The 25,117-nt window shown below is 69.8% G+C and carries 20 protein-coding genes, 2 tRNA genes and 1 pseudogene; 7 read left to right on the top strand and 16 right to left on the bottom strand.

The features are described from left to right. Nucleotides 1-12: 12 nt before the first annotated feature. Together ABD990_RS15250 and ABD990_RS15245 are read left to right on the top strand one after the other, a co-directional pair. A tRNA-His gene (locus ABD990_RS15250) sits at nt 13-85 on the top strand. A gap of 102 nt (nt 86-187) precedes the next feature. Continuing rightward, nucleotides 188-260, top strand: a tRNA-Lys gene (locus ABD990_RS15245). 326 nt (nt 261-586) lie between these two features. Here ABD990_RS15245 and ABD990_RS15240 read toward each other — a convergent pair. Next, nucleotides 587-2,851 carry a helix-turn-helix transcriptional regulator gene (locus tag ABD990_RS15240; RefSeq protein ID WP_345381154.1) on the bottom strand — a complete coding sequence of 755 codons (2,265 nt, stop codon included), beginning with the start codon at nt 2,849-2,851 and terminating at the stop codon, nt 587-589. Between the two features lie 137 nt (nt 2,852-2,988). Between ABD990_RS15240 and ABD990_RS15235 the strand changes: the two genes are divergently transcribed. After that, complete coding sequence (locus tag ABD990_RS15235) at nt 2,989-4,515, top strand: 4-hydroxyphenylacetate 3-hydroxylase N-terminal domain-containing protein (protein WP_345381153.1); 1,527 nt, start codon at nt 2,989-2,991, stop codon at nt 4,513-4,515. 13 nt (nt 4,516-4,528) lie between these two features. On the opposite strand, the gene ABD990_RS15230 is transcribed toward ABD990_RS15235, so the two are convergent. Together ABD990_RS15230 and ABD990_RS15225 are read right to left on the bottom strand one after the other, a co-directional pair. Beyond that, nucleotides 4,529-6,460: a LuxR C-terminal-related transcriptional regulator gene (locus ABD990_RS15230; protein WP_345381152.1), complete on the bottom strand. Its 1,932-nt coding sequence runs from the start codon at nt 6,458-6,460 to the stop codon at nt 4,529-4,531. A 2-nt stretch (nt 6,461-6,462) separates the two neighbouring features. Then, nucleotides 6,463-6,897: a flavin reductase family protein gene (locus ABD990_RS15225; RefSeq protein WP_345381268.1), complete on the bottom strand. Its 435-nt coding sequence runs from the start codon at nt 6,895-6,897 to the stop codon at nt 6,463-6,465. 351 nt (nt 6,898-7,248) lie between these two features. Here ABD990_RS15225 and ABD990_RS15220 point away from each other — a divergent pair, with 351 nt between their 5' ends. The 4 genes and pseudogenes from ABD990_RS15220 to ABD990_RS34615 form a co-directional block, all read left to right on the top strand. Next, the gene (locus ABD990_RS15220; protein ID WP_345381151.1) at nt 7,249-7,641 is read left to right on the top strand and encodes a YciI family protein; all 393 of its coding nucleotides are present in this window, start codon (nt 7,249-7,251) and stop codon (nt 7,639-7,641) included. A gap of 16 nt (nt 7,642-7,657) precedes the next feature. Continuing rightward, nucleotides 7,658-8,176: a DoxX family protein gene (locus tag ABD990_RS15215; RefSeq protein WP_345381150.1), complete on the top strand. Its 519-nt coding sequence runs from the start codon at nt 7,658-7,660 to the stop codon at nt 8,174-8,176. 29 nt (nt 8,177-8,205) lie between these two features. Beyond that, on the top strand, nt 8,206-9,096 hold the full coding sequence (locus ABD990_RS15210; RefSeq protein ID WP_345381149.1) for an intradiol ring-cleavage dioxygenase: 891 nt from the start codon (nt 8,206-8,208) through the stop codon (nt 9,094-9,096). Then, nucleotides 9,089-10,129: pseudogene (locus ABD990_RS34615) on the top strand (maleylacetate reductase); the annotation flags it as partial. The gene ABD990_RS15210 and the pseudogene ABD990_RS34615, both read left to right, overlap by 8 nt. 111 nt (nt 10,130-10,240) lie before the next feature. On the opposite strand, the gene ABD990_RS34405 reads toward ABD990_RS34615, so the two are convergent. From ABD990_RS34405 to ABD990_RS15145, 13 genes are all read right to left on the bottom strand, one after another. Beyond that, nucleotides 10,241-10,642, bottom strand: coding sequence for a DUF421 domain-containing protein (locus ABD990_RS34405; protein ID WP_425569609.1), 402 nt, complete (start codon nt 10,640-10,642; stop codon nt 10,241-10,243). Between the two features lie 118 nt (nt 10,643-10,760). After that, nucleotides 10,761-12,707, bottom strand: coding sequence for an acetoacetate--CoA ligase (locus ABD990_RS15200; protein WP_345381267.1), 1,947 nt, complete (start codon nt 12,705-12,707; stop codon nt 10,761-10,763). 5 nt (nt 12,708-12,712) lie between these two features. After that, the gene (locus ABD990_RS15195) at nt 12,713-13,447 is read right to left on the bottom strand and encodes an HpcH/HpaI aldolase family protein (RefSeq protein ID WP_345381147.1); all 735 of its coding nucleotides are present in this window, start codon (nt 13,445-13,447) and stop codon (nt 12,713-12,715) included. Then, complete coding sequence (locus tag ABD990_RS15190) at nt 13,440-14,417, bottom strand: ABC transporter permease (protein WP_345381146.1); 978 nt, start codon at nt 14,415-14,417, stop codon at nt 13,440-13,442. The genes ABD990_RS15195 and ABD990_RS15190 overlap by 8 nt, the downstream gene beginning before the upstream one ends. Continuing rightward, nucleotides 14,414-16,933, bottom strand: coding sequence for an ATP-binding cassette domain-containing protein (locus ABD990_RS15185; protein WP_345381145.1), 2,520 nt, complete (start codon nt 16,931-16,933; stop codon nt 14,414-14,416). The genes ABD990_RS15190 and ABD990_RS15185 overlap by 4 nt, the downstream gene beginning before the upstream one ends. Then, entirely contained in the window at nt 16,923-18,044 is a 1,122-nt protein-coding gene (locus ABD990_RS15180; protein ID WP_345381144.1) for a substrate-binding domain-containing protein, read from the bottom strand. The genes ABD990_RS15185 and ABD990_RS15180 overlap by 11 nt, the downstream gene beginning before the upstream one ends. A 38-nt stretch (nt 18,045-18,082) precedes the next feature. Next, a complete protein-coding gene (locus tag ABD990_RS15175; RefSeq protein ID WP_345381143.1) occupies nt 18,083-19,249 on the bottom strand; it encodes an epoxide hydrolase family protein in 1,167 nt (388 codons plus the stop codon). 5 nt (nt 19,250-19,254) lie between these two features. Continuing rightward, nucleotides 19,255-20,106 carry a mycofactocin-coupled SDR family oxidoreductase gene (locus ABD990_RS15170; protein WP_345381142.1) on the bottom strand — a complete coding sequence of 284 codons (852 nt, stop codon included), beginning with the start codon at nt 20,104-20,106 and terminating at the stop codon, nt 19,255-19,257. 5 nt (nt 20,107-20,111) lie between these two features. Beyond that, nucleotides 20,112-20,957 (bottom strand): mycofactocin-coupled SDR family oxidoreductase, encoded by an 846-nt coding sequence (locus ABD990_RS15165; protein ID WP_345381141.1) that lies wholly within the window; start codon nt 20,955-20,957, stop codon nt 20,112-20,114. 10 nt (nt 20,958-20,967) lie between these two features. Beyond that, entirely contained in the window at nt 20,968-21,333 is a 366-nt protein-coding gene (locus ABD990_RS15160) for a hypothetical protein (protein ID WP_345381140.1), read from the bottom strand. Nucleotides 21,334-21,372: 39 nt separating this feature from the next. Then, nucleotides 21,373-21,771: a nuclear transport factor 2 family protein gene (locus ABD990_RS15155; RefSeq protein WP_345381139.1), complete on the bottom strand. Its 399-nt coding sequence runs from the start codon at nt 21,769-21,771 to the stop codon at nt 21,373-21,375. Between the two features lie 85 nt (nt 21,772-21,856). Continuing rightward, entirely contained in the window at nt 21,857-22,684 is an 828-nt protein-coding gene (locus ABD990_RS15150) for a mycofactocin-coupled SDR family oxidoreductase (protein ID WP_345381138.1), read from the bottom strand. Nucleotide 22,685: 1 nt separating this feature from the next. Further along, nucleotides 22,686-25,115 carry a xanthine dehydrogenase family protein molybdopterin-binding subunit gene (locus ABD990_RS15145; RefSeq protein WP_345381137.1) on the bottom strand — a complete coding sequence of 810 codons (2,430 nt, stop codon included), beginning with the start codon at nt 25,113-25,115 and terminating at the stop codon, nt 22,686-22,688. Nucleotides 25,116-25,117: the final 2 nt, after the last annotated feature.

Here is a 25,117-nt window from a genome sequence, read left to right as displayed (position 1 = left end):
GGAGGTTCGATGGTGGGTGTAGCTCAGTTGGTAGAGCACCTGGTTGTGGTCCAGGAAGTCGCGGGTTCAAGTCCCGTCACTCACCCGGGGTCGCGGACCCCCTCGCACGGCCCGGAGGACGCACCTGATAGCGTTTCCCCTGTCGCGCAAGGGACACCGCAGGACCCGGCAGGACAACTGAACACATGCGCCGCTAGCTCAATCGGCAGAGCAGCTGACTCTTAATCAGCGGGTTGGGGGTTCGATTCCCTCGCGGCGCACAGAAGCAGCAGGTCAGAGCGTTGTCGCTCTGACCTGCTTCGCGTTTTCAAGGTCAAACTCGACGTTTACTTACCGCGAACCCCGAGAAGGGAGTCAGCTGTTCACGCGCGGCGACTCGGTCACTGCGTCGAGAACCGCAGCTCAGTGGCCCTCCGCCCCGACATGCCGCCGATCTTCGTGCCCTGCACTCAACCCAGGAGTCAGCTGTTCACCGGTGTTCGGAGACGGCACCGTCAGCCTGACTACCGGCTCGGTCCACCCCATTCGGGTCCAAGGCCGTGTTCCCGTTTTGCTGGGCCGAGGAGCACTCCCTTCGGAGGCGCGCCTAATCCTGCTGTTCCAGCAGCGCACGACGGGTAAGCTCGACCCGCGTGTTGATGCCGAGCTTGGCGAAGACGTGCCGCAGGTGGGTGCCCACCGTGTGGACGGACACGTGCAGCCTCTCCGCGATGGCGCGGTTGGTATGACCTTCCACAACCAGCCCGGCGACCCGTAGCTCGGAGGCCGTGAGGCTGCTCCAGCCGGAGGTCGCCGGATCCGGGGCCGCCGTGGCCGCCGCACCACCCGTGCGCGCGACCTCGATCGCGCGCCGCACCGCTGCCACGATGACCCGCTGGTCCGCGGCGACAAGGGCGATTTCCTCGAGCGCCGCCGCCACCGGCCCGCCGGCTCGCCCCGGGCGGATGAGGCCCGTCCATGCCTTGGGTGGCAGCATCATCATCCGGGCCGGGTTCGCGTGCCGGTCGAGCCAGTCCCATGCCCGGGGCTCGTCTCCCGCCCCCACCCGCACCGCCGCGGCCGCCGTCCAGACGTCGTACGGGCGCGGGCGTAGCCCGGGCATCGCGGTGCCGAGCGCGCGCACCCCCTGCTCAGGACGCCCCCGGTCGGCCTCCACCACCGCGAGCACGGCGCTGCTGAGCTGGCGGGTCCTGGTGATGTCGAGCCGGGCGGCGGCGTCGAGCGCGGTCTCCGCCTCTGCGGCAGCGTCGTCGAGGTCGTCCCGCAGCCATCGTTCGATCGCCCGGATGCTGTGCCAGTACGGCGCCGACCAGCCCAATCCGCGCCGTTCGTAACGTCGCTGGCCGTCCAGCAACAGCTCGGCGGCCTCGTCGAGCCGGTCGGTCGACAACAGCACGGTGGCGAGCCACAGCTCCGGGATGCGCGGAGCGTGCAACGGCCGGGTGGACGAGACCTCCACCCCGGACGCCGCCTGTTCCGCCAGTTCTACAGCCTCGGTGACCCGCGCCCGGCTGAAGGCCAGCTGCGAGGCGAAGACCTCGGCGCTGACTCGGGTGGCCGGGTCGGGGCTGGACCGTGCGGACCGCAGGATCGGCGCGGACACCCGAACGGCTGCGTCGATCTCGCCGAGGTTCACGTGCCCGGCTGCTCGGATCTTGAGCAGCGCGATCTCGACGTGCGGCTCGACGGCGGGCAGCGCCAGCGCCCGGGTGACGTGCTCCATCGCGTCGTGGTCGTCCCCCGCTGCCTGGTGGACGGTGGCGGCGACGAGCCGTAGCCGCGATTCGTCCTGTGTGGACAGTCCGCGGATGTCCACACGGTCCAAGATCGACAGGGCTTCGGCCACCCGGCTGGTCCGGCCGAGATACGAGGCGGCGGTGATCATGAAGTCGACGCGACGGTGGTCCAGCGGGGCGAACAGCTCACCGACGCGTAGCGCGAGCTCGGCCGCGTCCTCGGGCGAGACCGCCGCGAGGCGGCTCACCGCGGCCCGGGCCACGGCGAGATCGTCCGCCGAGAACCCACCTGCAGACTGCGCCAGGTGCCACACCGCCTCGGTCTCCCGGCCGGGCCACTGCATCAGCCGACGGGCCACGTCATGGTGCAGCGCTCGACGCACCGCGTTGGGCAGGGCGTCGAGGAGACCGTCCCTGACCCGCAGGTCCGTGAAGCGCAGCGCCGTCCCGTCATCGACGAGTGCGCCTGCGGTGACGGCCTCGTCGATCTCGTCGAGCAGACCGCCGATGGGCCTGCCGAGCAGGTCCGCTGCTATCTCGGGCTCGAACCGGACCCCGATGACGGCACCGACCTGCATCAGGGCCCGTGGCGTCGGCTGCGACGGCACCTCCGCGGGAGGGGCGACCGCCGCGGACACCGTGATCGTGCCGCTCCCCCGGAGGACGGCCAGCGCCCGCTCGCCGCGGCCCTCGCCGGCGAGGACTCCGACGACCCAGAGCACGGGCAGGTGGCCCAGAACCTCCGGGAGTGTTCGCAACGCCAGCACGGTGGCCGGATCGCTCCAGCTCAGGTCCTCGACGAGGACCACGACCGGCCTGTTTAGGGTCAGTTGTTCGAGCAGTTCGGCCGAGCGCTGAGCGAGGGAGGCCCCGTCCCCTGCGATACCGGCATCTCCCCCGAGGGCGGTCCACAAGCGCGACCCGGCGGCGAAGCGGTCGTGTTCGACCGCGGGCACCGTGACGACCCGGCAGCCCGCCGCTGCCGCCACCTCGGGCAGCTCGCGCAGGAGGGGCGATCGCCTGCTGCCCGGATCCAGCTCGACCAGCAGGGAGGCGGGCGTTCCAGCACAAAGCCGCTCGAGCGCCTCCTCGATCGCGGGATGCACCTGGCCCATGAGTCAAGCATGGTGGCTCAAGGCCCGTCGTCGCCACCGACCGCAGCGGACCTTTCACCCGGGTGAAACAGACGGCTCTCACCCCCTTCGCCCGGACACTTCCGCCATTCCCACACCGGCAACTCCGAAGGACGTTCATGCGCACCGGAAAGCAGTACCTGGAGTCGCTCGACGACGGCCGTCGGGTCTGGGTCGGCGACGAGTTGATCGACAACGTCGCGACCCATCCGAAGACCCGCGCGTTCGCGAAGCTGACCGCGGACTTCTACGACCTTCACCACCGCCCCGAACTCGCAGACGTGATGACGTACGTCGACGAGGACGGCGTCCGCCGCTCGATGATGTGGTTCAAGAACACCGACGAGGCGGGGCTCAAGCGCAAGCGCCGCTACCACGAGACCGTCATCCGGCTGCTCGGCGCCGGATCCGCTCCGCGCTCACCGGACGTCAACAACTCGGTGTTGCGCACCTACGTCGACGACCCGACCCCGTGGAGCGAGCAGTCCATCGGAACTGAGGGTCGCGACCTCACGGTGGGAATCCTCGACTTCGTGGAGCAGGTGAAGGAGGGCGATCTCAACGCTGCGATCGCCTTCGTCGACCCGCAGACCGATCGCTCCCGCGAGTCCGCACAGGCCGAATCCCCGGCACTGCGCGTGGTGTCGAAGAACAACGACGGCATCGTGGTGACCGGGGTGAAGGCGATCGCGACCGGTGCGGTGTTCTGCGACGTCCTCAACGTCGGTGTGTTCTACCGCCCGGGCATCCCGGAGGAGCAGATCATCTTCGCCGGGGTGCCCGCGAATGCACCGGGCGTCACCATGGTCTCCCGGGAGAGCAACGTACGCGACGGCGAGACCGTTGAGCACCCGATGGCTGCCCAGGGCGACGAGCTGGACACCACGGTGATCTTCGAGGAGGTGTTCATCCCCTGGAACCGGGTGTTCCACCTCGGCAACCCGGAGCACGCCTCGTACTACCCGCAGCGGGTCTTCGACTGGGTGCACTACCAAGGACTGGTCCGGGAGATGGTGCGCGCGGAGCTGATGCTCGGGCTCGCGCTGCTGATCACCGAGCACACCGGCGTCGGCGCGCTGCCGCCGGTCACGGCGCGGGTCTCGCAGTTCGCCGGCTTCCACCAGACCCTCAAGGCCCACGTGCTCGCCTGCGAGGCCGAGGGCTTCCTCACCCCCGGCGGCACCTACAAGCCCAACGTGCTCATGTTCGACTTCGGGCGGGCCTACTACCTGGAGAACATCGCGCGGCTCAGCGCCGAGCTCGTCGACCTCGCCGGGCGGGCGGCCCTGGTGTTCCCGACCGAAGGCCAGTGGCAGCAGGAGAGCCTGCGCCCGTGGCTGGAGGCCCTGCACACCGGGCCGGTGGGCCGTCCCTACGACCGGCTGAAGATCAGCCGGGTCATCCGTGATCTGTTCCAGTCCGACTGGGGTGCCCGGATGGCAACGTTCGAGAACTTCAACGGGACGCCGCTGCTGGCGATCCGCACGTTCACGATGCGCCGCGCCGAGCTGTCGGCTTCCGGCCCGATCGCGGACCTGGCGCGGCAGATCTGCGGGATCGAGACCGTCCGCGACGAGGCGACGGGCTCGGCCTACCTCACCCAGGCCGAGTACGCCCGCCGGCAGGACAGTGCTGCAGCGGTCTGACCCGGTACCCGGGTCAGCTGCGCTGCTCGGAGACTCCCGACCGGGCCGCCGTGACGGCGGCGGCCCGGTCGTGGACCCCGAGCTTGCGGAAGATCGAGCGAACCTGGCTCTTGACCGTGTTGTGGGAGACGTAGAGCTCGTCGGCGATCTCACGCAGGGTCAGTGGGCCACACAGCGCACGCAGGACGCGACGCTCGCGGGCCGTGAGCTCCCTGAAGTTGCACGGGCTCGTTCGGTCCCACTCGGCGATCAGCTCGCGCGCCCGGGTGCGAGTTCGGTACTCCACGAGGGTGTCGACGCTGTCGAGCGCTCGAAGGACCTCCCTGACGGCGGCGCGCGCGGCCTCGTTTGCGCCTGCCGACCGATGTACCGTCGCGAGGGCGAGGTGCGCATTGGCCACCACCCACCGGCAGCTCGGCGCGAGCCGGTCGGCCAGACCGATCGCTTCGGCGGCGTAGCGGAACGTCGTGGTGGGATTACCGTCGGAGTCCATCGCGGCCGACAGAGCGAGACCCGCGAGAGTGTGCGCCAGGGCGAGCTGGTCTCCGGACACCCGTGCCGCGACCTCGGCACCGTGGAGGCGCCGCCGAGCAGAGCCCCACTCTCCCGACCAGACCTTGGCCAGCCCGTCCGCGACCTCGCTGATTGCGCCCCACAACCCGGGCGGTACCGCGCCGTCGGGACGGGCGGGCACCGTTCCGGTCGTGATCGACTCCGCGAACCGGCGGGCCGCAGCCAGGGCGGCACTCAGCGACAGCCCGGGCTCGACGTCGCAGTGCTCGGCCGCACCCGGGTGCCTCGCGGCGACCTCCATCCAGCGCTGCCAGATTCGGTGGTCGCCGACGGCGAGATGTGTCATCGCGGTCAGCACGCAGAGCCGCGGGTCCCGGGCAGTCTCCCCGAGCGGCAGGTGGCCCAACGCACGGAGCACCACATCGGGGTCTCCGCCGAGAACCAGGCCCTGCCAGCGGGCGAGCAGGGTGTCCCGAGCGAGGTCCACCCGGCCGAGCCGGACGAATTCGAGGACGGCCCGGTCGAGCGCTCCCCGGTCGGCGAGCCACTCGGCGTGCCGCGTGCGCAGGGCCACCCACGAGGCCCAGTGCTCGGTCGTGAGCTCTTCGCGCAGGCGTCGCAACAAGACCGGATGCAGGGCGAACAGCGGCGCCCCGGACGCTGTGGTGGTCACCGTGGCGAACTGCGTCGTCCCCGCGAACCGGGACAGCAGCCGCCCGGCGGCCGGGATCCCGCTCAAATACGCGGCGAGCTCGGCGCACGCTGCGCCCGGGACCGCCACCGCGTGGAGCAGATGCCGAACCTCGGTGGTGACGCGGTCGGTCACCTCGGTACGGAGGAAGTCGCGGATCGTCTCGACGCCGGCGGCACCCGCCGATGCGGTGAGCCGCACCCCGAGCGCCCAGCCGTCCAGCTCCGGCAACGCACGCCCCGCGAGTGCGTGGACCTCGTCCGCCGTCAGCCGCAGGTCCGCAGCGCCGATGCTCTCCGCGGTGTCGCAGGCGCGCCCCCGAACGAGCCAGCTAGGGCTGCGGTGTCGCGTCGTGACGACCAGCCGCAGGCCTTCGGGACGGTGGTCGAGCAGGTCCTGCAGGAGCAGCTCGGCCTGCGGATCAGTAACGGCCTCGGCGCCGTCTATCACCAAGAACCGGGTGGACCGGGCGACCACCGTGCGAATCGCGCCGATCCAGGTGGGCACGTCATCGGGATCGGATCGGACGGCAGGGACGCCGAGCGCGTCCAGGAGCGTCCTCAGCAGGGGTCCGGCGGCGTCGTGGTGCCGCGTCAGATACACGACCCGCGCATCGGGTTCGTCCAGCAGCCAGGTCTCCACGAGCCTGGTCTTGCCCGCCCCGGCGGGCCCGCTGACCACGACCAACCCCTTGTCGCTGCGCCGGAGGCGATCGAGGAGACGGTGGTGGGCGCCCCCCACCGCTACACGATCCTGCCGAACTCGCCCCGACAGTGGACGAGCGGTCGACCCTCGTCGACGTGCCCGAAGCGGCGTGCGGTGCCGACGAAGATCGTGTGGTCGCCGCCGGGCAGCGCGGCTGCCACGTCGCACACGACGTTCGCGATCGCGGCCCGGAGCATGGGGACTCCGTCCTCCTCGTCCACCTCGACCCCGGCGAATCGATCGCCCTTCGTGGCGAACTGCCGCGCCAGGGCCTGGTGGTCCTCTCCGAGGATGTTGACCCCGAAGCTGCCGTGCTCAGAAATCGCTTTCCGCGTGAACAAATGGTTGGCCACGCAGACCAGCAGCTGGACCGGATCGAGCGAAAGGGCGGTTACCGAGCTCGCCGTCATTCCGATCGGTGCATCCCCCGCTCGGGTCGTGATCACCGAGACCCCGGAGGGGAGCCTCGACATGGTGGTCCGGAAGGCGAGGGCGGAATCGGTCACAGCTGAAGCGGTCACTGGCGGCCTCCGGCAGGTCAGGCGGGTCCGTGCCAGCGGCATCGACCCGTTCGTGCAGCGTGGTGCCAGAGACCATGCCGCGCTCGGTCGGGGCACACATCACGCGTTCACGCGATATTCGACCAGCTCCTCCTTCGCCGATGATCGAGGGAGCAGGAGGAGACGCGCTGGGACAGAGACGCGACATTGCAGCCACGCACGTTCATGATCCTCCGCTGAATGCGCGCGGTGCCGGAGATCGAGAAACGCCGGTGATCGGATCACCGGAACGGGGATTGGAGAATGATGAAGACAGAGTCAGTAGTGACAGCTTCCGAGGAGACCCTCGCTCGGCCGGACGAGCGCCACTCGGGTGCACAAAAGGTCGTGTTCCTCTGCTTCACCGAGCCTGCCGAAGGCACATCCGCGGAGGACATCAGGCCACATCTGGACGAGCACAAGGCCTGGCTGTCCGCCATCGAGGCCTCCGGTGCGCTGATGTTCGCCGGGCCGATGCTCGGTGCGGACTACCGCTACTCCGGATCGGGTCTGCTCGTACTGCGCGCCGACTCGGCCGCAGCCGTCCGTCGGATCGCCGATCGCGATCCCTTCCACGCCAGGGGGCTCCGTGTCTTCCGCCTCGTGCCCTGGCAGATCAACGAGGGCCGGATCGAGGTCCACCTGACGTTGTCCGACTCCTCGGCCACGCTCGCCTGAACGACAGGAGACCACCATGTCGATCGATGTCGGGCTCCTCGTCGTCCGTCTGGCGCTGGGCTTCGTCCTGTTCGTCCACGGCACCCAGAAGCTCTTCGCCTGGTTCCATGGTCCGGGGATGGTCAAGGCGCCGATGATCTTCGAAGGCCTCGGACAGCGACCGGGGCCGGCCATGGCCCGGCTCGCAGCGACCTGCGAGCTGGCCGCCGCGGTCCTGCTCGCCCTCGGTGCGGCTGTCCCGCTCGGGGTCGCGATCGCCGTCGGCACGATGCTGGTCGCAGGCTTCGCAGCCACCCTCAAGGCCGGCCGTGTGTGGGCCGCGGCGGGTGGCGGGGAGCTCCCCTTCGTGCTTGCCGTCATGGCCGCCACCCTCGCCTTCACCGGTCCGGGGGGCTGGTCGCTCGACGCCGCGACGGGCGCCCCGTGGCATCCCGCGGACATCGGGACGGGGATCGCGGCTCTCGTCGTGGCGGTGCTCGCCGCGGCAGGACCGATGGTGCGCACGACACGCGCTCTACGGCCCGCGCGCACCTGACCATGTCCGGGACTGTAAAGGAGACAACGATGGACCACCGCCGTTCCCGCACGTCGGCCACCAGAAGGCTGTTCGAGGAGGAGCGTTCCGCGGAGATCGTCGCGGACAGCTTCGCCGACACCCCGGACCCGCGGCTGCAGCACGTCATGACCTCGCTGACGCAGCACCTCCACGACTTCGTCAAGGATGTCGGGCTGACGGTGGAGGAATGGGAGGCGGCGATCCGCTACCTCACCGCCACCGGCCAGAAGTGCAGCGACACACGTCAGGAGTTCATCCTGCTCTCCGACGTGTTGGGGGTCTCGATGCTGGTCGAGACGATCAACAACCGCTCGGACGGCACGGCCACCGAGGCCACGGTGGAGGGACCCTTCCATGTGGTGGACTCCCGACCTCGCGAGCTCGGTGACACCATCGCCGAGCCCGGGTCGGGCGAGCCGTGCTTGGTCACCGGCCGGGTACTCGACCGTACCGGGACGCCGGTCCCGGGCGCCGTCGTCGACGTGTGGCAGGCGGACGCGGACGGGTACTACGACGTGCAGCACGAGACCCGCCCCGAGTACGACCTGCGCGGGCTGTTCACCACCGACGGGAACGGCACGTTCTGGTTCCGGACGATCATGCCCCGCTACTACCCGATCCCGGACGACGGCCCGGTCGGCGAGCTACTGGAGAAGACCGCTCGGCACCCGAACCGGCCCGCTCACATCCACTTCGAGGTGTCCGCCCCGGGCTTCCGCACACTCACCACGCACGTGTTCGTCGCGGACTCGCCCTACATCGACGACGACACAGTGTTCGGCGTCAAGGCATCCCTCGTGCGGGAGTTCACGCAGGTAGACGATCCGCGACGAGCCGCAGCGGCCGGCCTGGACAACCCCTTCCGGACCGTGGACTTCGAGGTGGTCCTGGGTGCCTGAGAGCAGGACGAACGACTTCCGGCACGTGTCCCTGCCCGGAGTCGTCCGGTTCGGCGCGGGCTCTGTCGCGAGCCTGCCCGCCGAGCTCGACGGACTGGGCCTCTCACAGGTCCTCGTCCTGTGCACACCGGGTCGGGCCGCCGCCGCAGACGCAATCGTGGCGGCGGCCGGGGAGCGGGTCGCGGGCGTGTTCGCCGAGGCCCGCGAGCACGTCCCCGCGGAGCTCGCGGAGCGCGCTGCCACCCGCGCTGTCGAGCTCGGCGCGGACGGGTGCGTGGCTGTCGGCGGCGGCAGCGCCGTGGGGCTGGGCAAGGCCGTCGCGCTGCGGCACGGGCTGCCGGTCGTGGCGGTGCCCACCACCTTCGCGGGCTCCGAGATGACCCCCGTATGGGGGCTCACGGAGGCCGGGCACAAAAGGACCGGACGTGATCCGCGGGTCTTGCCGCGGCTCGTCATCTACGACGTCGACCTCGTGGCCGGGCTGCCGCACGCGACGGCGGTGACGAGTGCACTCAATGCCATGGCCCATGCCGCGGAGGCGCTCTACGCGCCGGACGGCTCGCCCGTCGTCTCGCTGCTGGCGGAGGAAGGGATCCGGTTGCTGGCCGCCGCGCTGGACGCACTCGGCCGGGACGCGGCGGACCTGCCTGCGCGGGAGCTGGCCCTACGCGGTGCATGGCTTTCCGGCTCGTGCCTCGGAGCCACCACGATGTCGTTGCACCACAAGATCTGTCACGTCCTCGGCGGGACGCTGGGGCTGCCGCACGCGGCAGCCCACGCGGCGGTGCTGCCCGCCGTGCTCGCCTTCAACCTGCCCGCCGCTCCGCGGGCGGCAGAGGCCCTCGAACGGGCGCTCGACGACGCCGATCCAGCGCGACGGGTCTGGGAGCTCGGCCGCACCACGACCATCTCTCCCGGACTCGCTGGGCTCGGGATGCGGTGGGAGGACTGCGCCACGGTAGCGGCCGAGGTGTGCGCCGCTCCCTACGCCAATCCACGGCCGGTCGGTCTCGCTGCGGTGACCCGGATCGTCGAGGAGGCCTGGGCGGGATCGCACCAACGGGAGGGCGCCGGCTCGAGGCCGGGCGACACCGCTGACATCGAACGCGGCTCGGGGGCTGCCAGCGGGGATCGGCCCCGATCATCAACCGTGACTTCGCTCGTCGATGTCCGCCAGTATCCACGGCTCGATGTGGCCGCCGCGGACGATGCTGATCTGGCCGCAACGTTCGAGGACGGCGAGGCGGACATCCTCGCGGTCGACGACGCCGGCCAGACGCAGCCGCTGACGGAGGTCGTCGTCGCTGATTCGCGCACGCCGCATCGCGTCGGGCAGAATCCGGCCGTCGCGGAGGAGAACGACAGGCTGCCGGGAGAGAAGTCGACGTCCCACCGCTCGATGTTCCACACCGGACAGGATGTGCCGCAGTAGGAATAGCACAACGAGGGCGATCAGACCCGTCGCGAGGCTGGGTACGGCGAGGAGTGTGGTGCGCCCTGCCACCGCGCCCACCGCGACGACGCAGGCGATGTCTACCGCCGACATCGTCGCGAGGCTGCGCTGACCGCTGATCCGGACGAGGAGGACAACCGTCAGCACGACGCCCACCGTGGCGACGACGACCTCGGCGGCCGTGATCGCGTCCGTGCCCAGATTCGTCACCTCACACGGACTCGACGGCGAGGGCCCGGTAGAAGTCGAGGGACTCCGGATTGCGCAGCGCCTCTCGGCTGACGGCCTGCTCCGGATCGACCCCCGTCAAGATCCGCTTGACCGGGACCTCGCACTTCTTGCCGCTCAGCGTCCGCGGCACCTCGTCGACGGCGATGAACCGGTCGGGGACGTGGCGCGGGGATAAACCGCTCCGAAGATTGGCTCGCAGTGCAGGCTCGAGAGCCTCCAGCTTCGTTCCCGGCGCCAGGACCAGGAAGCAGAGCAACGTGCCGTCCTCCCCCGACCCGAGTTGAGTCGTGTCGATGACCAGCGAGTCCTCGACCTCCTCGAATCGCTCGACCACCGCATAGAAGTCCGCGGTACCCATTCGGACGCCGCCCCGGTTGAGAGTGGAGTCCGACCGGCCGTAGACGACGAAGGCACCGTCGAGCGTCCGACTCGCCCAGTCGCCATGACGCCACAGCCCCGGATAATCCTCGAAGTACGCGGCACGCAACCGAGCACCGTCGTGGTCGGCCCAGAATGCAACTGGCATGGACGGCATCGGCTGAGTCACCACGAGCTCGCCGACCTCGCCATGGAGCTCCTCGCCATCGGGCCCGAGCACACGGGCGTCGACGCCCAACATCGCTGCCGACAGCTCTCCCGCTCGGACGGGCAGCGTAGGGGCAGACCCGAGGAATGCGGTGCAGACGTCCGTCCCGCCCGAGATCGACCTGATCTGGGCAGCCGCGCTGACCTCCCGGGCCAGCCAGCGATAGTCATCGACGGAGAGCGGGGACCCCGTGGAGCCGATCGCACGGAGCCTGGACAGATCGGCCACGTCGCGGGGGTGGACCCCCGCCTTGCGGCAGACCTCGATGAACCCGGCCGAGGTCCCCAGGACGGTGACTCCGAGCCGGCCGGCGAGCTCCCAGAACGAGGTGGTGCCGGGGCGACCGTCGTAGAGGACGACAGTGGCTCCGACCAGCAGGCCGCCGAGGAGCAGGTTCCACATCATCCAGCCGGTTGTTGTGTACCAGAGGAACTTGTCGCCCGGCCCGAGGTCCTGATGTAGCCGAAGCATCTTGAGGTGCTCCAGCACGACCCCGCCGTGGGAGTGCACGATCCCCTTGGGCAAGCCGGTGGTTCCCGAGGAGTAGAGCACCCAGAGCGGATGGTCGAACGGCACCGCTTCGAACTCCAGCGGCCCGACCTCTGCGACGAAGTCCGCCCACGAGACCGTCCCGTCGAGCTGCGCGGCGGGGTCGACGTCGGGCACCAGGACGACGCGGCGCAGCGAGGGGAGCCTGCCGCGGAGCGCATCGACGGTGTCTCGGACGTCGAAGACCTTGCCTCCGTAGCGGTAGCCGTCCACGGCGAGAAGCACGGTGGGCTCGATCTGGGCGAAGCGGTCCTCGACGGCCTGCGCGCCGAAGTCCGGCGAGCACGAGGACCAGATCGCGCCGAGCGACGCCGCCGCCAGGAACAGCGCGGCGGTCTCGACCGTGTTCGACGCCAACGCGACGACCCGGTCATCTCGGCCCACCCCGGCGGCCGCCAGGCCCGCCCTGGCACGGGCGACGAGTTCACGGAGCTCGGCATGGGTGACGTTGCGCCGGAGCCCGTCCTCCCGGACGAACTCCAAGGCGACGTCGTCGTCGAGCCGACCGGGCCCGGGCGTCAGGGCGTGTTCGGCGTAGTTGAGCGTGGCCCCCGGGAACCACTCCGCGCCAGGCATGGCCCGGGAGCCGAGCACAGCACTGGCCGGTTCGCGGAACATCACCCCGAGGTACTCGGCCGCAGCAGCCCAGAAGATCGCCGGGTCCTCGACCGACCACCGGTGCAACTCGGTGTAGTCCGTCTCGGACCGGAGCGGCACACCGCGAGCCTCGCGCAGCCACCGGGCGAACGCCGCGATCGCGGTCGCCTCGGGGTGCGGCGGGCTCCACAACACCTCGTTCACGCGCGGACCTCGCTCAGCGCCTCACGCGCGGCGGTGGCCGCCGCGCGCGCCGCGGAGAGCAGCAATGTCGAATCGGAGTCGACGGCCAGCATCGAGAAGCCTGCCCGTCGCCACTTCTCGACGCCGCTCCCCGCGAAGACAGCGGGCACGATCCCGACGCGGGCGCACGCCGCCGCGATTCGACCCGCAACCTCTAGGGTGGCGTCGGCGTTCGCCCCGTACGGGTCTCCGTCCAACGACAACGCCAGGTCTGCAGGACCGACGAAGATGCCGGTCAAACCCGGGACGGTGGTGATGGCGTCCAGCGCGTCCAGCCCAGCGCGATCCTCGATCATCACGAAACAGTCCGCCGCACCGTCCAGCGCGCCCGGCTCGGGTCGAACCGGAGCGAGCTTGGCTCTAACCGGCCCCCAGCTGCGCTGTCCCGACGGCGGGTAGCGGCAGGCGGCGATCGCGGCACGCGCCTGCTCTGGCGAGGACACCTGCGGAACGATGACGCCGCGAGCGCCGGCGTCGAGTGCCCGGGCGATGTCCTCGTGCCGGTTCGCCCCCACCCGGACGTACCCCGCACACCCCGCCGCGGCGAGTGCCTGCATGCCGGCGAGGAGACCGCCGACGGTGTGCAGGCCGTGCTGCATGTCCAGGCAGCACCAGTCAAAGCCTGCCCGGGCCATGATCTCGACCGTGTAGGTCGAGTCGACGTGGCACCAGCCACCGATGGAGTCACGCACGTGTCGCTCCCCTGCGTTCGACGATCGCGGCCACGGCGAGGGCGACGGCCATCGCACCGGCCTGGACCAGGAGTTGGGTCGCCGGGCCGGCGCCGAAGCTCAGGACGACCTGGCCGAGCTGGGTGAGGAACAGCGCGGCCACCGCGCTCGCAAGGACGCTGCCCTTCCCACCGGCCACGCTGGTGCCGCCGATGACGACCGCCATGACCGTCTGGAACAGGTACGGGTTGCCGAGCGTCGGCGAAGGGTTCTGGGTGTATCCCACCAGCAGGAACGCAGCGAAGGCGAACAGGAGCCCCGCCGCCATGTAAGCCCCGACGACGTACCGCTCGGCCGGGAGGCCGAGCGCGCGGGCCGCGGCCGGGTTGGCTCCGACCGCGACGAAGCGTCGACCGAGGACTGTGCGTCCCGCCACGAAGGCCACCGCCAGCACCACGACGAGGGCGACCCACGCCAGCGTCGAGACCCCGAGTGGGGCCGAGCCCGAGAACCCCTGGAGGCCCGCGGGCGCGGCTGTGGGGACACCGCCGGTGTAGCTGAACATCGCCCCGAGCAGGAGTGCGTTCACCGCAAGGGTGGTGATCAGCGGGGTGACGTGGATGCGGGTGGTGACGAACCCGTTGAGCAACCCGACGAGTGCCCCGATCACGAGGGCAAACAGCAACCCGACGAGGACGGGAGCCGCGCTGCGGTCGAGGAACGTCGTGACCGACATCGCCACGAGCGTGACGGTCCCCGGTACGGAGAGGTCGATCCCGCGCTGCTGGATGACCAGCGTCTGGCCGGCCGCCATGATCGCCAGGACGGCCCACGCCGGCAGCATCGCGCCCAGCGACTGGGCTGTCATCGACTGTGGCACCAGGATGGCGCTCAGCACGAACAGGAGCACTGTCGCGATGAGGATGCCGGCGTACGGACCTGCGGCGAGGCGGGGACGGGCCGGGGCGGCGGCCTCCTGAGCAGCGATCATCGCGAGCCTCCTGCCACTGCGTGCCTGCTGATCGCATACACCGCGACCGCAGCCAGAGTCATGGCGCCGGGCAGGTAGTTGGCCCAGGCCGGTTCGAGGCCGAGGAACGGCACGGCCGCGATGGCCTGCGTGACCAGCAGGGCTCCCGCGACGGTCGCGACGAACGACCCGCGGCCGCCGAAGATGCTGGCTCCACCGATGACGGCCGCGGAGATGCTGATCAGTGTGTACTCGCCACCCGCGGTCGCGTCCCCGGACCCGACCTGCGCCATGAGGAGCACCCCGCCGAGACCGGCCAACAGACTGCAGGCCACGAAGGCGAGCAGCCTAAGTCGTCGCGGGACGAGACCGTTGAGCCCGGCCGCGGACGCATCTGAGCCAGCGGCACGCAGGGCGACTCCGATCCTGCTTCGGCGCAGCGCGAACTGGAGCAGAACCGCGACCAGCACGACGAGGATGAAGCCGAACGGGACGAGCCCGAGTGCCCCGCCGAGAATGTCGGTGACGCGGCTGTCGAAAAGACCGCCGGGCTCCGGGCGGAGCACCAGCGACAGTGCCTGGAGGGCGATGAAGGTGATCAATGTGGCCACGATGGAGTTCATCCGGGCCAGGTCCACCAGGGCCCAGTTGGCCACGCCTACCACCGCTGGCACTGCGATGAGCAGGACGAGCCCGAGGACGCGCGCGCCGCTGCTCGACTCCGCGGTGAGGAAGAAGGACTCCACGACCACCACGAACCCCATGAGCGGTCCGACCGACAGGTCGACCACGCCGACCATCAGAGCGATGGTCTGCCCGAGGGCGACCATCGCCAGGACGGAGATCAGCGCCAGCGTGCCGGTGACGTTCGCGGGGGCGGCGTAGAACGGGTTGACGACGAGCGCGACCACGGCGAGCGCCACGACCGTCACTCCCACGACGGCCAGGGGTGCGGCGTCGCCGGCGAGCCATCGGGTGAACCGGCCGACCGATCGCGCGGGCCCGGTTTCTCGCTCGGAGGTCGAGGTCAGGGCGGCCGCGGTGATGCGGTCCTCCCGGACCGCGTCTCCCTGCAGTTCCTCGACCACGTGTCCGCGGGAGAAGACCAGCACTCGGTCGCAGAGCCCCTCGAGCTCGATCCCGTCGGACGAGACGACGATGACCGTCATACCCCGCTCACGGGCCGCCGCACGCAGCAGCTCGTAGATCTCGGACTTGGCCCCGACGTCCACGCCCTGGGTGGGCTCGTCGACCAGGAGCACCCGAGGCTCACGGCGCAGGACACCGGCGAGCAGCACCTTCTGCTGGTTGCCGCCGGACAGCGAGGTCGTGGGAGTCTCGGCACCCGGCGTCTTGACGCCGAGCTCCTCGACCGCGGACTCGGCGAGCTCCCGTTCCCGTCCGGCGCGCACCACACCGCCCTGCGACACCGCAGGCAGCACGCGCAGCCCGATGGTCTCCCGGACCGAGAGGCCGGGGAACAGTCCCTCCCGGTGCCGGTCCCCACTCAGGTAAGCGATCGTCGACGTCCGAGCGGCGACCCGCGCATCGTCGACCCGGACGTCGCCGGACCGTGAGGATAGACCAGCCAGCGCACGCAGTGCGTCGCGCTGACCATTGCCCTCGATTCCGGCAAAGCCGATGATCTCCCCGGGTCGCGCGGCGAGGGTGAGGTCCGAGAACCCCTCGCCACAGAGGCCGCGCGTCTGCAGGACGGGGTTGCCACCAGACCCGGCATGCTTGGCCGGGAACACCGCGTCCAGCTTGCGACCGACGATGAGCCGGACGATCTCCGCCTCGTCGAGACTCGAGGCCTCGAAGGTGCCGCGGTGGGCACCGTCGCGCAGAACGCTGATTCGGTCGGCGATCCGCTTGACCTCGCGGATGCGGTGGGAGATGTAGACGACCGCGCCGCCCGCCTCGACCCGTCGTCGGACGGCGCGGAACAGCCGCTCGACGTCCTCTCGCGCGAGGTGCTCGGTCGGCTCGTCGAGGACGAGCACGGCAGGCTCCTGGGCGACTGCGCGGACGATGTCGACGATGAACCGGTGTTCGGCGGACAGTTCCTCGACTCGGGCCGCCGGGTCGATCCCCACGTCCGGGCTCCAGTCGGCGAGCAGCCCCGCCGCCCAGGCGATGAGACCTGCCAAGGCGGGCCTGCGGTCCGCCGAGAGCCCGAGGTAGAGGTTCTCGGCGACCGAGAGGTCCGGCAGGAGCGCCGGCTCCTGCCGGACGATGGCGATCCCGCGCTCCCGCGCTGTAGCGGTCGAACCCGCCTGGAGGGATTGGCCGGCGAGCGTGACAGTGCCCGACTCGGGCACGAGGGCCCCGGAGGCCACCGCCATGAGCGTGGACTTGCCGGCACCGTTCTCGCCCACGACACCGTGGACCTCACCTGCTCGAACATCGAGACTGACGTCGTCCAGGGCAGTCACCCCGGGGAACACCTTGGTGACCCCGCGCAGCTCGAGCGCGACGTCGACCTGCTCCTCAGGTCCGACGGCAGCCAGGGCCGCCGCCGGCCCCTCACGTCCCACCGAGCACCGCCTTCAACGCCTCGACCGAGAGGCTCGACGAGAGATCGGCGTCCGGCGTCACGCTCGGGTCGCAGGTCGGTGTCTTCCCGGCGGCGGTGTCCGCGTAGACCATCAGCTCGTAGGGCACCGGTTCCGGGCTGGGCTTCCCGGCGAGGGCCGCGAGGCCGATCCGCAGGGAGGCCGCGGAGAGACGGGTGGTCCCGTCCTGCCCCAGCCACGGGATGTTGTGCTGCTGCACCAGGCACACGAAGGCCTGCGACGAACCGATGTTGAGGAACGCCGGCATGGGTGCCTTCGCGTCGAGGATCGCCTGCACCGCGCCGACGTCCGACGCCCCGTAGTCGCTCACGAAGGCCGCGTAGTCACCGTTCTGGGCGAGCAGACCCGCGACCGCGCGACGCTTCTGCCCGGCGTCCCAGTTGGTGGCGACCCAGGTGTCGGGTACGAGCTGGATCTGCGGTGCCAGCCGACCCAACGCCTCCTTGAAGGCGTCGAAGGTCTTCTGCGTGGACGGAGCGCCCGGCTGCCCGCCGAGGAACGCGACCTTGCCGGTCTTGACGTTCGTCGCTAGCCACTCGGCCTGCTTCTCACCGATGGCCTTGGTGTCCCACACGAGGGACTCGACGTAGTCGACGCCCTTCTGGCCGTTGACGTCGTTCACGGTGGAGACGACCTGGACGCCGGCCTGCATCGCCTTGCGCATGGAAGGCAACTGGGAGTCGCCGAAGTCCGGGCTGATGACCATCACCTTGGCGCCCTGGGCGACGGCAGCGTTGGTCGCGGCGATCGCACCCTGCTGACCGGATGTGCCGTTGTACCAGGACTCTTCGACGGTCGGGCACTTCGCGGCGTCGGCGGCGAACTCGGCGTGCGAAATCGCCTCCCACACGTGCCCGCCCGCGGACTTCACGTACATGACCTTCGTGGGCTCGGCCGGACAGAAGGGCGTGATGTCGCCGGGAGCGGTGTCGGCGACTTCGAGCGCGGCGGATCCCGAGGCACCACCGGCCTGGGGTGCGGCGGGAGCACACCCGGCTGCGGCGAGGATCAGCGCGGTGACACCGCCGAGCACTGCGGCGAGGCGGCGAGTCGTTCTGGGGACGGCAGTCATCGTCGCCCCTCTCTGGGAAGGAGGTACGGGGGAACCGCTCAGGTCGTGCGGAGCGGGCGGAAGAACTCCCGGACGTCCTCGACGAGGGCGTCCGGCTCCTCGGCGGGCGCGAAGTGCCCGCCGGACTTCATGTACGTCAGTCGGCGCAGGTCGTAGTAGCGCTCCATGAACGACCTGGGCATGACCACGAGCTCGTTGGGGAAGACCGCGATCCCGGTCGGGCTCTCCACGACCGGCGTCCGATCGTGCACCGGCTTCCACAGGTCGTGGGCGGCCTCCCAGTAGAAGCGGGCGGTGCCCACGAACCCGCCGACCCAGTAGAGGGTGGCGAGGGTCAGCAGGTCGTCCTTGGTGAAGGACTCCTCGACGTCCCCGGTGTTGTCGCTCCACCAGCGGCGCCGGTCGACCAGCCACGCCAGCAGCGCGACGGGTGAGTCGTGCATGGCGTAGGCGAGGTTCTGCGGATCGGTGCTCTGCACGGCGATGTGGCTCGTCGCGTGCTCCATCCGGCGCTGGGTGTGGTGGTACCAGTGCCGCTCGTCCTCGGCGTACTCGGTCTCGCCGGGGAGCTGGGCCTCGAAGAAGTTCAGCGGCAGCGAGAGGCTGAGGTGGGTGCCGACGAGGTGCTGCGGGTACTTGTGGCCGAGCTGCGAGGTGATCAGCTGGCCCCAGTCGCCGCCCTGCGCACCGAACCGGTCGTAGCCCAGCTCGTCCCGCATCAGCCGGACCCACAGGTCGGCGGTGCGATGGAAGTTGATCCCGGTGCGGCGCAGCGGCGTCGAGAACGCGAATCCCGGCAGCGACGGCACCACCACGTCGAAGGCATCAGCGGGATCGCCACCGAACGCCGCCGGGTCGGCGAGCGGCCGGATGACCTTCTCGAAGTCCCAGAAGGACCACGGCCAGCCGTGCGACAGGATCAGGGGGACAGGCGCCGGGCCGCGGCCGCGCTCGTGGACGAAGTGGATCGGGACCTCGTCGAGGGTCGTGCGGAAGTGCGCGTAGATGTTCATCCGCGCTTCCTGCGCTCGCCAGTCGAACCCGTTGCGCCAGTGCGCGACGAGCTCCTCGAGGTACGCCCGGTTTGCGCCGTAGCGCCAGTCCGCGTTGCCCACGTCGTCCGGCCAGCGCACGTGGCTCAGCCTGTGCTGGAGATCGTCCAGGACCTCGCCGGGAACGGCGACGGTGAACGGTTCGGGGGCCATGACGGCTACTTGGCCAGTGCGCCGCCGTCGACCGGCAGGGTGGTGCCGGTGACGTAGCGCGCCTCGTCGGAGCTGATCCAGCGCACGGCTGCACTGATGTCCTCGGGCTGCACCCAGCCGATGTCGAGCAGGTGCATGTGCTTGGTGACCTCGCGCCAATCCTCGCGCGGCGGGTTATCCAGGTGCGGGGCGAACAGCTTCTTGATCAGCGGGTTCATGAACATCTGGGTGTCGACGTTGGTCGGCGACACGACGTTGGCCCGGATGCCGTAGGGCGCGAGCTCGATCGCCATGACCCGCATAAGCCCGATGAGGCCGAACTTGGTGGAGCAGTAGTGGGCCATGTTGGCCCAGCCCTTGCCGCCCGAGATCGAGCCGATCAGCACCATCGCACCGCCGTTCCCGGCCTCGATCATCGCCGGTGCCGCAGCCTTCGCGGTGTGGAACAGGCCGGTCAGGTTGACGTCGACGGTCTCTCGCCAGCTGAGCTCTCCAAGCTCCCAGAAGGGCTTGAGGTCCCCGGGGGTGATGCCGGCGTTGCCGACCACCACGTCGAGCCTGCCGAATGCCTCGACGCCGGCGGCGACGGTCGCCTGGACGGCGTCGAAGTCCCGGACGTCCCCCTTCAGCGCGACGATCTTGCCGCCGGCCTCCTCGACCAGCCGGATGGTCTCGTCGAGGTCTGCCCGGGTGGAGGAGGGCTGGTTGGACGACTCGATGTCCTCGAGCACGTCGAGCCCGATGATGTTGGCGCCCTCGCGGGCGAAGTCGATCGCGTGGCGCCGGCCCTGGCCGCGCCCGAGCCCGGTGATGAATGCGACCTTGCCGTCGAAGCGGCGCGGCCAGGAGCCGGTCATGGGGGTCAGACCTCCGCTGGGGTTCCGTTGTAGCCGGGCAGGATCAGGTGCCCGGCGTCGATGGGCAGGGCGACGCCGGTGACGTCGGCGGCGTCGTCGGACGCCAGCCACAGCACCGCGTTGCTGATGGACTGCGGGTTGAGGAGTTTGCGTCCCTTGAGCGCGGTCCAGTTCTTGGTCACGTCGAACAGATCAGCGGCCGACGCGCCCGGCCACAGGAGCTGATCGCGCAGGTTCTGCCAGTCGATGATCTTGGTGTTCGTGGCGCCGGGACACACACAGTTCGCGCGGACCCCGTACCCGCCCAGCTCGATCGCGACGTTCTTCATGAGGCTGAACACGCCTGCCTTGGAGGCGTTGTAGTGGGCGTAGCCGGCCTGGGTCTCGAAGGCGTTGATGGAGGCGGTCATGACGATCGACCCGGACTGCTGGGCGATCATCTGCGGGGCGACGGCCTTACAGGCCCGCCAGACCCCGGTGAGGTTGACGTCGAGCATCTCGGTCCAGCGCTGTTCACTCATCTCCCAGAACGGGTCGATGGAGAGCACGCCGTGGTTGGCGACCAGGACGTCGATCCGGCCGAACTCGTCGACGCCCGCGGCGACCGCGTCGTCGAGGGCCTGCTGGGACCTGGCGTCCCCCTCGAACGCCAGCACACGACGGTCGAGCTCCTCGATGCCCTTGACCGTCTCGCGCAGGTCCTCTGCGCTCGCGGTCTCGTACTCGATCGTCTCGATGGCCTTCGGAACGTCGAGCGCGATGATGTCCGCTCCCTCGCGGGCAAGAGTCAACGCGTGTGACCGACCCTGACCACGACCGGCTCCGGTGACCAGAGCGACCTTCCCGCTCATCCGCCCCATGTCAGATCTCCCACGGGGTGGTCACCTGCAGCACGGCCTCCTCGAGACTGTCGCCGCGCAGGTGGAAACCGGACTTGAAGTCCGCGTCGTGGAGCAGCGCGAAAAAGGCCTTGGCGTTCGGGTAGCGCACGATCCACACGGCGTCCCAGGACTGCCCGTCCTCGGCGACCATCACGTGTCCGCCCTTGCCCAGGTACACGAACTCGACACCGAAGCGCGGGCCGTGGACCTTGCAGTGCTTGACGTAGCGCTCGTAGACCTCCTCGCCGCCTTCGGCGAACCGAAGGAGGTTCATGAGGATGATCGGCTCGTTCTCGGGGAGGGTGAGCAGGTGGTCGATCTTGTCCTGGGTGGGGTCGACAGCCATTGTCGTCTCCTTGTCCTCAGATTGTCCGCGCGGTTTCGGTCAGTTCTCGGCGTAGAGCGCTGCAACCCCGGCGGGGTCCTTGTAGAACGAGTCGAGATGGGCGATCCGGCCGTTCTTCACGGTGTAGAGCTCGGTGACCCGCGTCGGCAGCTTTCGACCGGTCGCACGGGATGAGAACGTCAGCGCCATCTTGGTGATGATCACGCCGTCGTCGCCGACGACGTAGTCGCAGCCGTCGACCGTGGCCTCCAGGCGGGATCCCATGGTGGTCAAGAGCTTCTGGAAGCCGTCCGGGCCGTGGTACTTGCCGGAGAACTCCAGCCCGTCCGCCTCGTCGACCAGGGAGTCGGGAGCTAGGTAGCCCAGCGCGGTGTCGATGTCACCCCTCGCGAAAGCATCCACGAAGGCCTTGACGACGTCCTTGTCGGAAGTGCTCATCAAATTCCTTTCGACAGCTCCTGATCGGATGACGGTGATGACGTTACTGACGCTGCTGAACAGTAAGTTGTCCCAATTCTGGGACTCACTTGTTGATGGCACCCGCATCGACGAACATCGTCGAGCCGGTGATGTACCGGCCCTCGTCGGAGGCGAGGAAGGCGATCATGTTGGAGACGTCGCGGGCGTCGACCCACGGCATCGGGAGCATGTGCAGCGTCGTGGTCGCCTCGGCGAACTGCTCCCGGCTGACGTTCCCGTTCAGGTCGGGCCGGAACAGGTCGTAGTGCGTGGGGTGGTGCAGCATGTCGGTGTCGCACTCGGTGGGGTGGATCGTGTTCACCCGGATTCCCCGGGGACCGAGCTCGTTCGCGAGAGTCTTCATGAGTCCCACCACGCCGTGCTTGGCCGCGACGTAGTGGCCGGCGTTGGCGAAGCCCTTGAAGCCGGCGACCGAGCTGGTCAGGGTGATCGAGGCGCCGTCTCGCACGTAGGGCATCGCAGCCTTGACGGTGTGCCAGACCCCGGTAAGGCACACGTCGATCATGTCCTGCCAGGTCTGCTCCGGCATCTCCGCCATCGTGCCGAAGGAGACGATCCCCGCATTGCCCAGCACGATGTCGATCCCGCCGCCCAACTGCGCCGCGCCGTCGGAGGCGGCCGCGGCCAGGGCGTCGAAGTCCCGGACGTCGGCCCGGCGAGCGACGATCCGCCGGTCGAGCGCCTCGACGAGCTTCACCGTCTGGTCCAGATCGGCGGTGGTGGCCATGGCGTAGGGCGCCGTGGCGATGTCGGCGCAGGCGTCCACCGCGATGATGTCCGCACCCTCCTCGGCGAGCCGGACTGCGTGGCTGCGGCCCTGTCCGCGTGCGGCTCCGCTGATGAAGGCGACCTTGCCCTCGAGCTTGCCCATGTCAGACCTGTCCTTCCCGGCTGATCCAGCCGACGATGCGTTCGGGGGTGGCGGGCAGCTCGGTGACGCGGACGTCGAAGTCGCGCAACGCGTCGTCGATCGCCGCGGAGAGCGCGCCCGGCGCCATGAGCCGACCGGCCTCTCCCCCGCCCTTGATGCCGTGCGCGGTCAACGGGGAGGGGGTCTCCTCGTGGCCGATGTTCACCTCCGGCACGTCGAGTGCCGTCGGCATGAGGTAGTCCCAGAACGTCAGTGGCAACGGCATGCCGTGCGCGTCGAAGGACAGCTCCTCCGACAGCGCCGTCGCGACTCCCTGGGCTGTGCCGCCGACGATCTGGCCGTCGTAGGAGCGCGGGTTGACCAGCGTCCCGGAGTCGTGAACGGCGGCGTAGTCGAGGATCTCGACACTGCCGGTCTCCGGGTCGACCTCCACCGCGACCAGATGGCAGGCGTTGCCGACGCACGGGTACCAGACGCCGAGGTCGGACCGGTCGTCCTTGGGCATGGTCAGGTAGGGGTGGTCGTAGACGAAGTTCTCGTCCAGGCCGCTCTCCATGCCCTCCGGCAGCGAGGTCTTGACCAGGTGGGCCGCCAGGGCCAGTTCGGCGACTGTGCGCCTGCGCTCGGGGACGCCGCGGACCTGGTACCCGCCGTCGACCCACTCGAGGTCGTCCTCGTCGACCTCGAGGGTGTTCGCGGTGATCTTGCGCAGCTTGTCCTTGATCTTGCCCGAGGCGCCGCGGATGGCACCGGCGAGCATCACGGTTAGCCGGCTGCCGCCGGGCCCAGCGGCGGGCAGACCGCCCTTGGTCCCGTGATGGACGACGGCGACGTCCGCCGGGTCGACGTCGAACTCCTCGGCGACCAGCATGGACGCGACGGTGTCCGAGCTGTTCCCCCAGAACGGCGTCGAGTACAGGGTCACCGTCAGGTTTCCGGCGGCGTCGACGTTGAGGTTCACGCCCTCGGGCGTGCTGGTGGTCTTCACGGCCACGTCGGCGTTGTCGAACCAGAACCAGAACTCGGTCGCGCCGTAGACGCTGCGCTCGTTGGCCGTGACCACGCCGATGCCGACGTGGCGCCCTTCCGCCCGCATCGCCTCGCGCTTCTCACACCAGCCGGCGTAGTCGAAGCGCTCCAGCGCGTGGTCCAGGACGGCCTGGTAGTTGCCCGAGTCGTAGAGGTTTCCGGCCGGGATCGTGTAGGGGAACGCGTCGGCCGGGATGAGGTTGCGCCGGCGGATCTCGACCCGGTCCATGCCCAGCTCGAGGGCCGCTTTGTCGACGATCCGCTCCAACGCCCAGTTCCCGGCGTCGGCGCCGAACCCGCGGTAGGCGCCTTGTTGGGTCTTGTTCGTCAGGACCGCCTGCACGTGGTACTCGGTGCTGGTGATCGCGTAGGGACCGGTGACCTGGGCGATGGCGTTGCCGTGCGAGCCCAGGCCGAACTGGCAGTAGGCGCCGTAGTCCTCTACGACGTCCAGGCGCAGGCTGCGGAAGGTGCCGTCCCGCATGACGGCGAGCTCCACGTCGTAGTACCGGTCGGAGCCGTGCTGGTCGCCGTTGAGCTGGTGATCCAGCCGGTCCTCGACGTACTTCACCGGCCTGCCGGTCAGCTTCGCCATCATCGCCGCGGTCACGGTGGAGCGCCAGCAGAATTGCTTCGAGCCGAAGCTCCCACCGGCGATGCAGGGCACCAGGTTCAGCCGGTTGCTGGGGATACCCAGCGAGGCGGCGGCGCCGAACGCGGCGGAGGTCGCCGAGATGCTGTTGGTGTGCACCGTCATCTCACCGGTGCCGACGTCGAACTCCGCGACGGCACCCGTCGTGTCCAGGGGGTGGGCGGTCTGTCGCCGGTAACGCAGTCGGTCCCGGACGATCAGGTCGGCCTCGGCGAAGTCCTGCGCGACCGGCCCGAAGGTGAAGGTCCGCTCGTAGACGATGTTGGTGCCCATCGCCTCGTGCACCAGCCCGGGGGGGTTCTGGACGGCCTCGACGGGGTCGACGATCGGGTCGAGCACGTCATAGGTGACCTGGATCAGCTCGCAGGCGTCCTCGGCCTGATAGCGGGTCTCCGCCACGACGACCGCGACGCCCTCTCCGACGAACCGCACCTTATCCGCGGCCAGCACCCGCCAGACGTGCTTGTCGGGCGCTGGCCCGTTGTCGGGTAGCGGTCCGACCAGGTCGGCGGCCTCGGGCCCGGTGACGACGGCGACAACGCCGGGCGCCCGCCGCGCGGCGGACGCGTCGACCGCCACGATCCGCGCGTGCGGATGTGGGCTACGCAGCACCGCCGCGTGCAACATGTCGGGGAGGACGATGTCGTCGATGTAGCGCCCCAGTCCGCGCAGCAGGCGGGCGTCCTCGACGCGGGGGATGGACCGCCCGATCCACTTGAGATCCTTGTGCGGGGCGGTGGGCGTGGGCACGG

The organism is Pseudonocardia yuanmonensis (assembly GCF_039542425.1).
Lineage (GTDB): Bacteria > Actinomycetota > Actinomycetes > Mycobacteriales > Pseudonocardiaceae > Pseudonocardia > Pseudonocardia yuanmonensis.
This window is presented reverse-complemented; position numbering and strand designations above follow the sequence as displayed.

Bases quoted from the DNA above. Each gene is read 5' to 3' on its own strand.
- ABD990_RS15240 (WP_345381154.1), bottom strand. From the start codon at position 2,851: ATGGGCCAGGTGCATCCCGCGATCGAGGAGGCGCTCGAGCGGCTTTGT.
- ABD990_RS15235 (WP_345381153.1), top strand. From the start codon at position 2,989: ATGCGCACCGGAAAGCAGTACCTGGAGTCGCTCGACGACGGCCGTCGG.
- ABD990_RS15225 (WP_345381268.1), bottom strand. From the start codon at position 6,897: ATGTCGAGGCTCCCCTCCGGGGTCTCGGTGATCACGACCCGAGCGGGG.
- ABD990_RS15215 (WP_345381150.1), top strand. From the start codon at position 7,658: ATGTCGATCGATGTCGGGCTCCTCGTCGTCCGTCTGGCGCTGGGCTTC.
- ABD990_RS15210 (WP_345381149.1), top strand. From the start codon at position 8,206: ATGGACCACCGCCGTTCCCGCACGTCGGCCACCAGAAGGCTGTTCGAG.
- ABD990_RS34405 (WP_425569609.1), bottom strand. From the start codon at position 10,642: ATGTCGGCGGTAGACATCGCCTGCGTCGTCGCGGTGGGCGCGGTGGCA.
- ABD990_RS15190 (WP_345381146.1), bottom strand. From the start codon at position 14,417: ATGATCGCTGCTCAGGAGGCCGCCGCCCCGGCCCGTCCCCGCCTCGCC.
- ABD990_RS15180 (WP_345381144.1), bottom strand. From the start codon at position 18,044: ATGACTGCCGTCCCCAGAACGACTCGCCGCCTCGCCGCAGTGCTCGGC.
- ABD990_RS15175 (WP_345381143.1), bottom strand. From the start codon at position 19,249: ATGGCCCCCGAACCGTTCACCGTCGCCGTTCCCGGCGAGGTCCTGGAC.
- ABD990_RS15170 (WP_345381142.1), bottom strand. From the start codon at position 20,106: ATGACCGGCTCCTGGCCGCGCCGCTTCGACGGCAAGGTCGCATTCATC.
- ABD990_RS15165 (WP_345381141.1), bottom strand. From the start codon at position 20,957: ATGAGCGGGAAGGTCGCTCTGGTCACCGGAGCCGGTCGTGGTCAGGGT.
- ABD990_RS15160 (WP_345381140.1), bottom strand. From the start codon at position 21,333: ATGGCTGTCGACCCCACCCAGGACAAGATCGACCACCTGCTCACCCTC.
- ABD990_RS15155 (WP_345381139.1), bottom strand. From the start codon at position 21,771: ATGAGCACTTCCGACAAGGACGTCGTCAAGGCCTTCGTGGATGCTTTC.
- ABD990_RS15150 (WP_345381138.1), bottom strand. From the start codon at position 22,684: ATGGGCAAGCTCGAGGGCAAGGTCGCCTTCATCAGCGGAGCCGCACGC.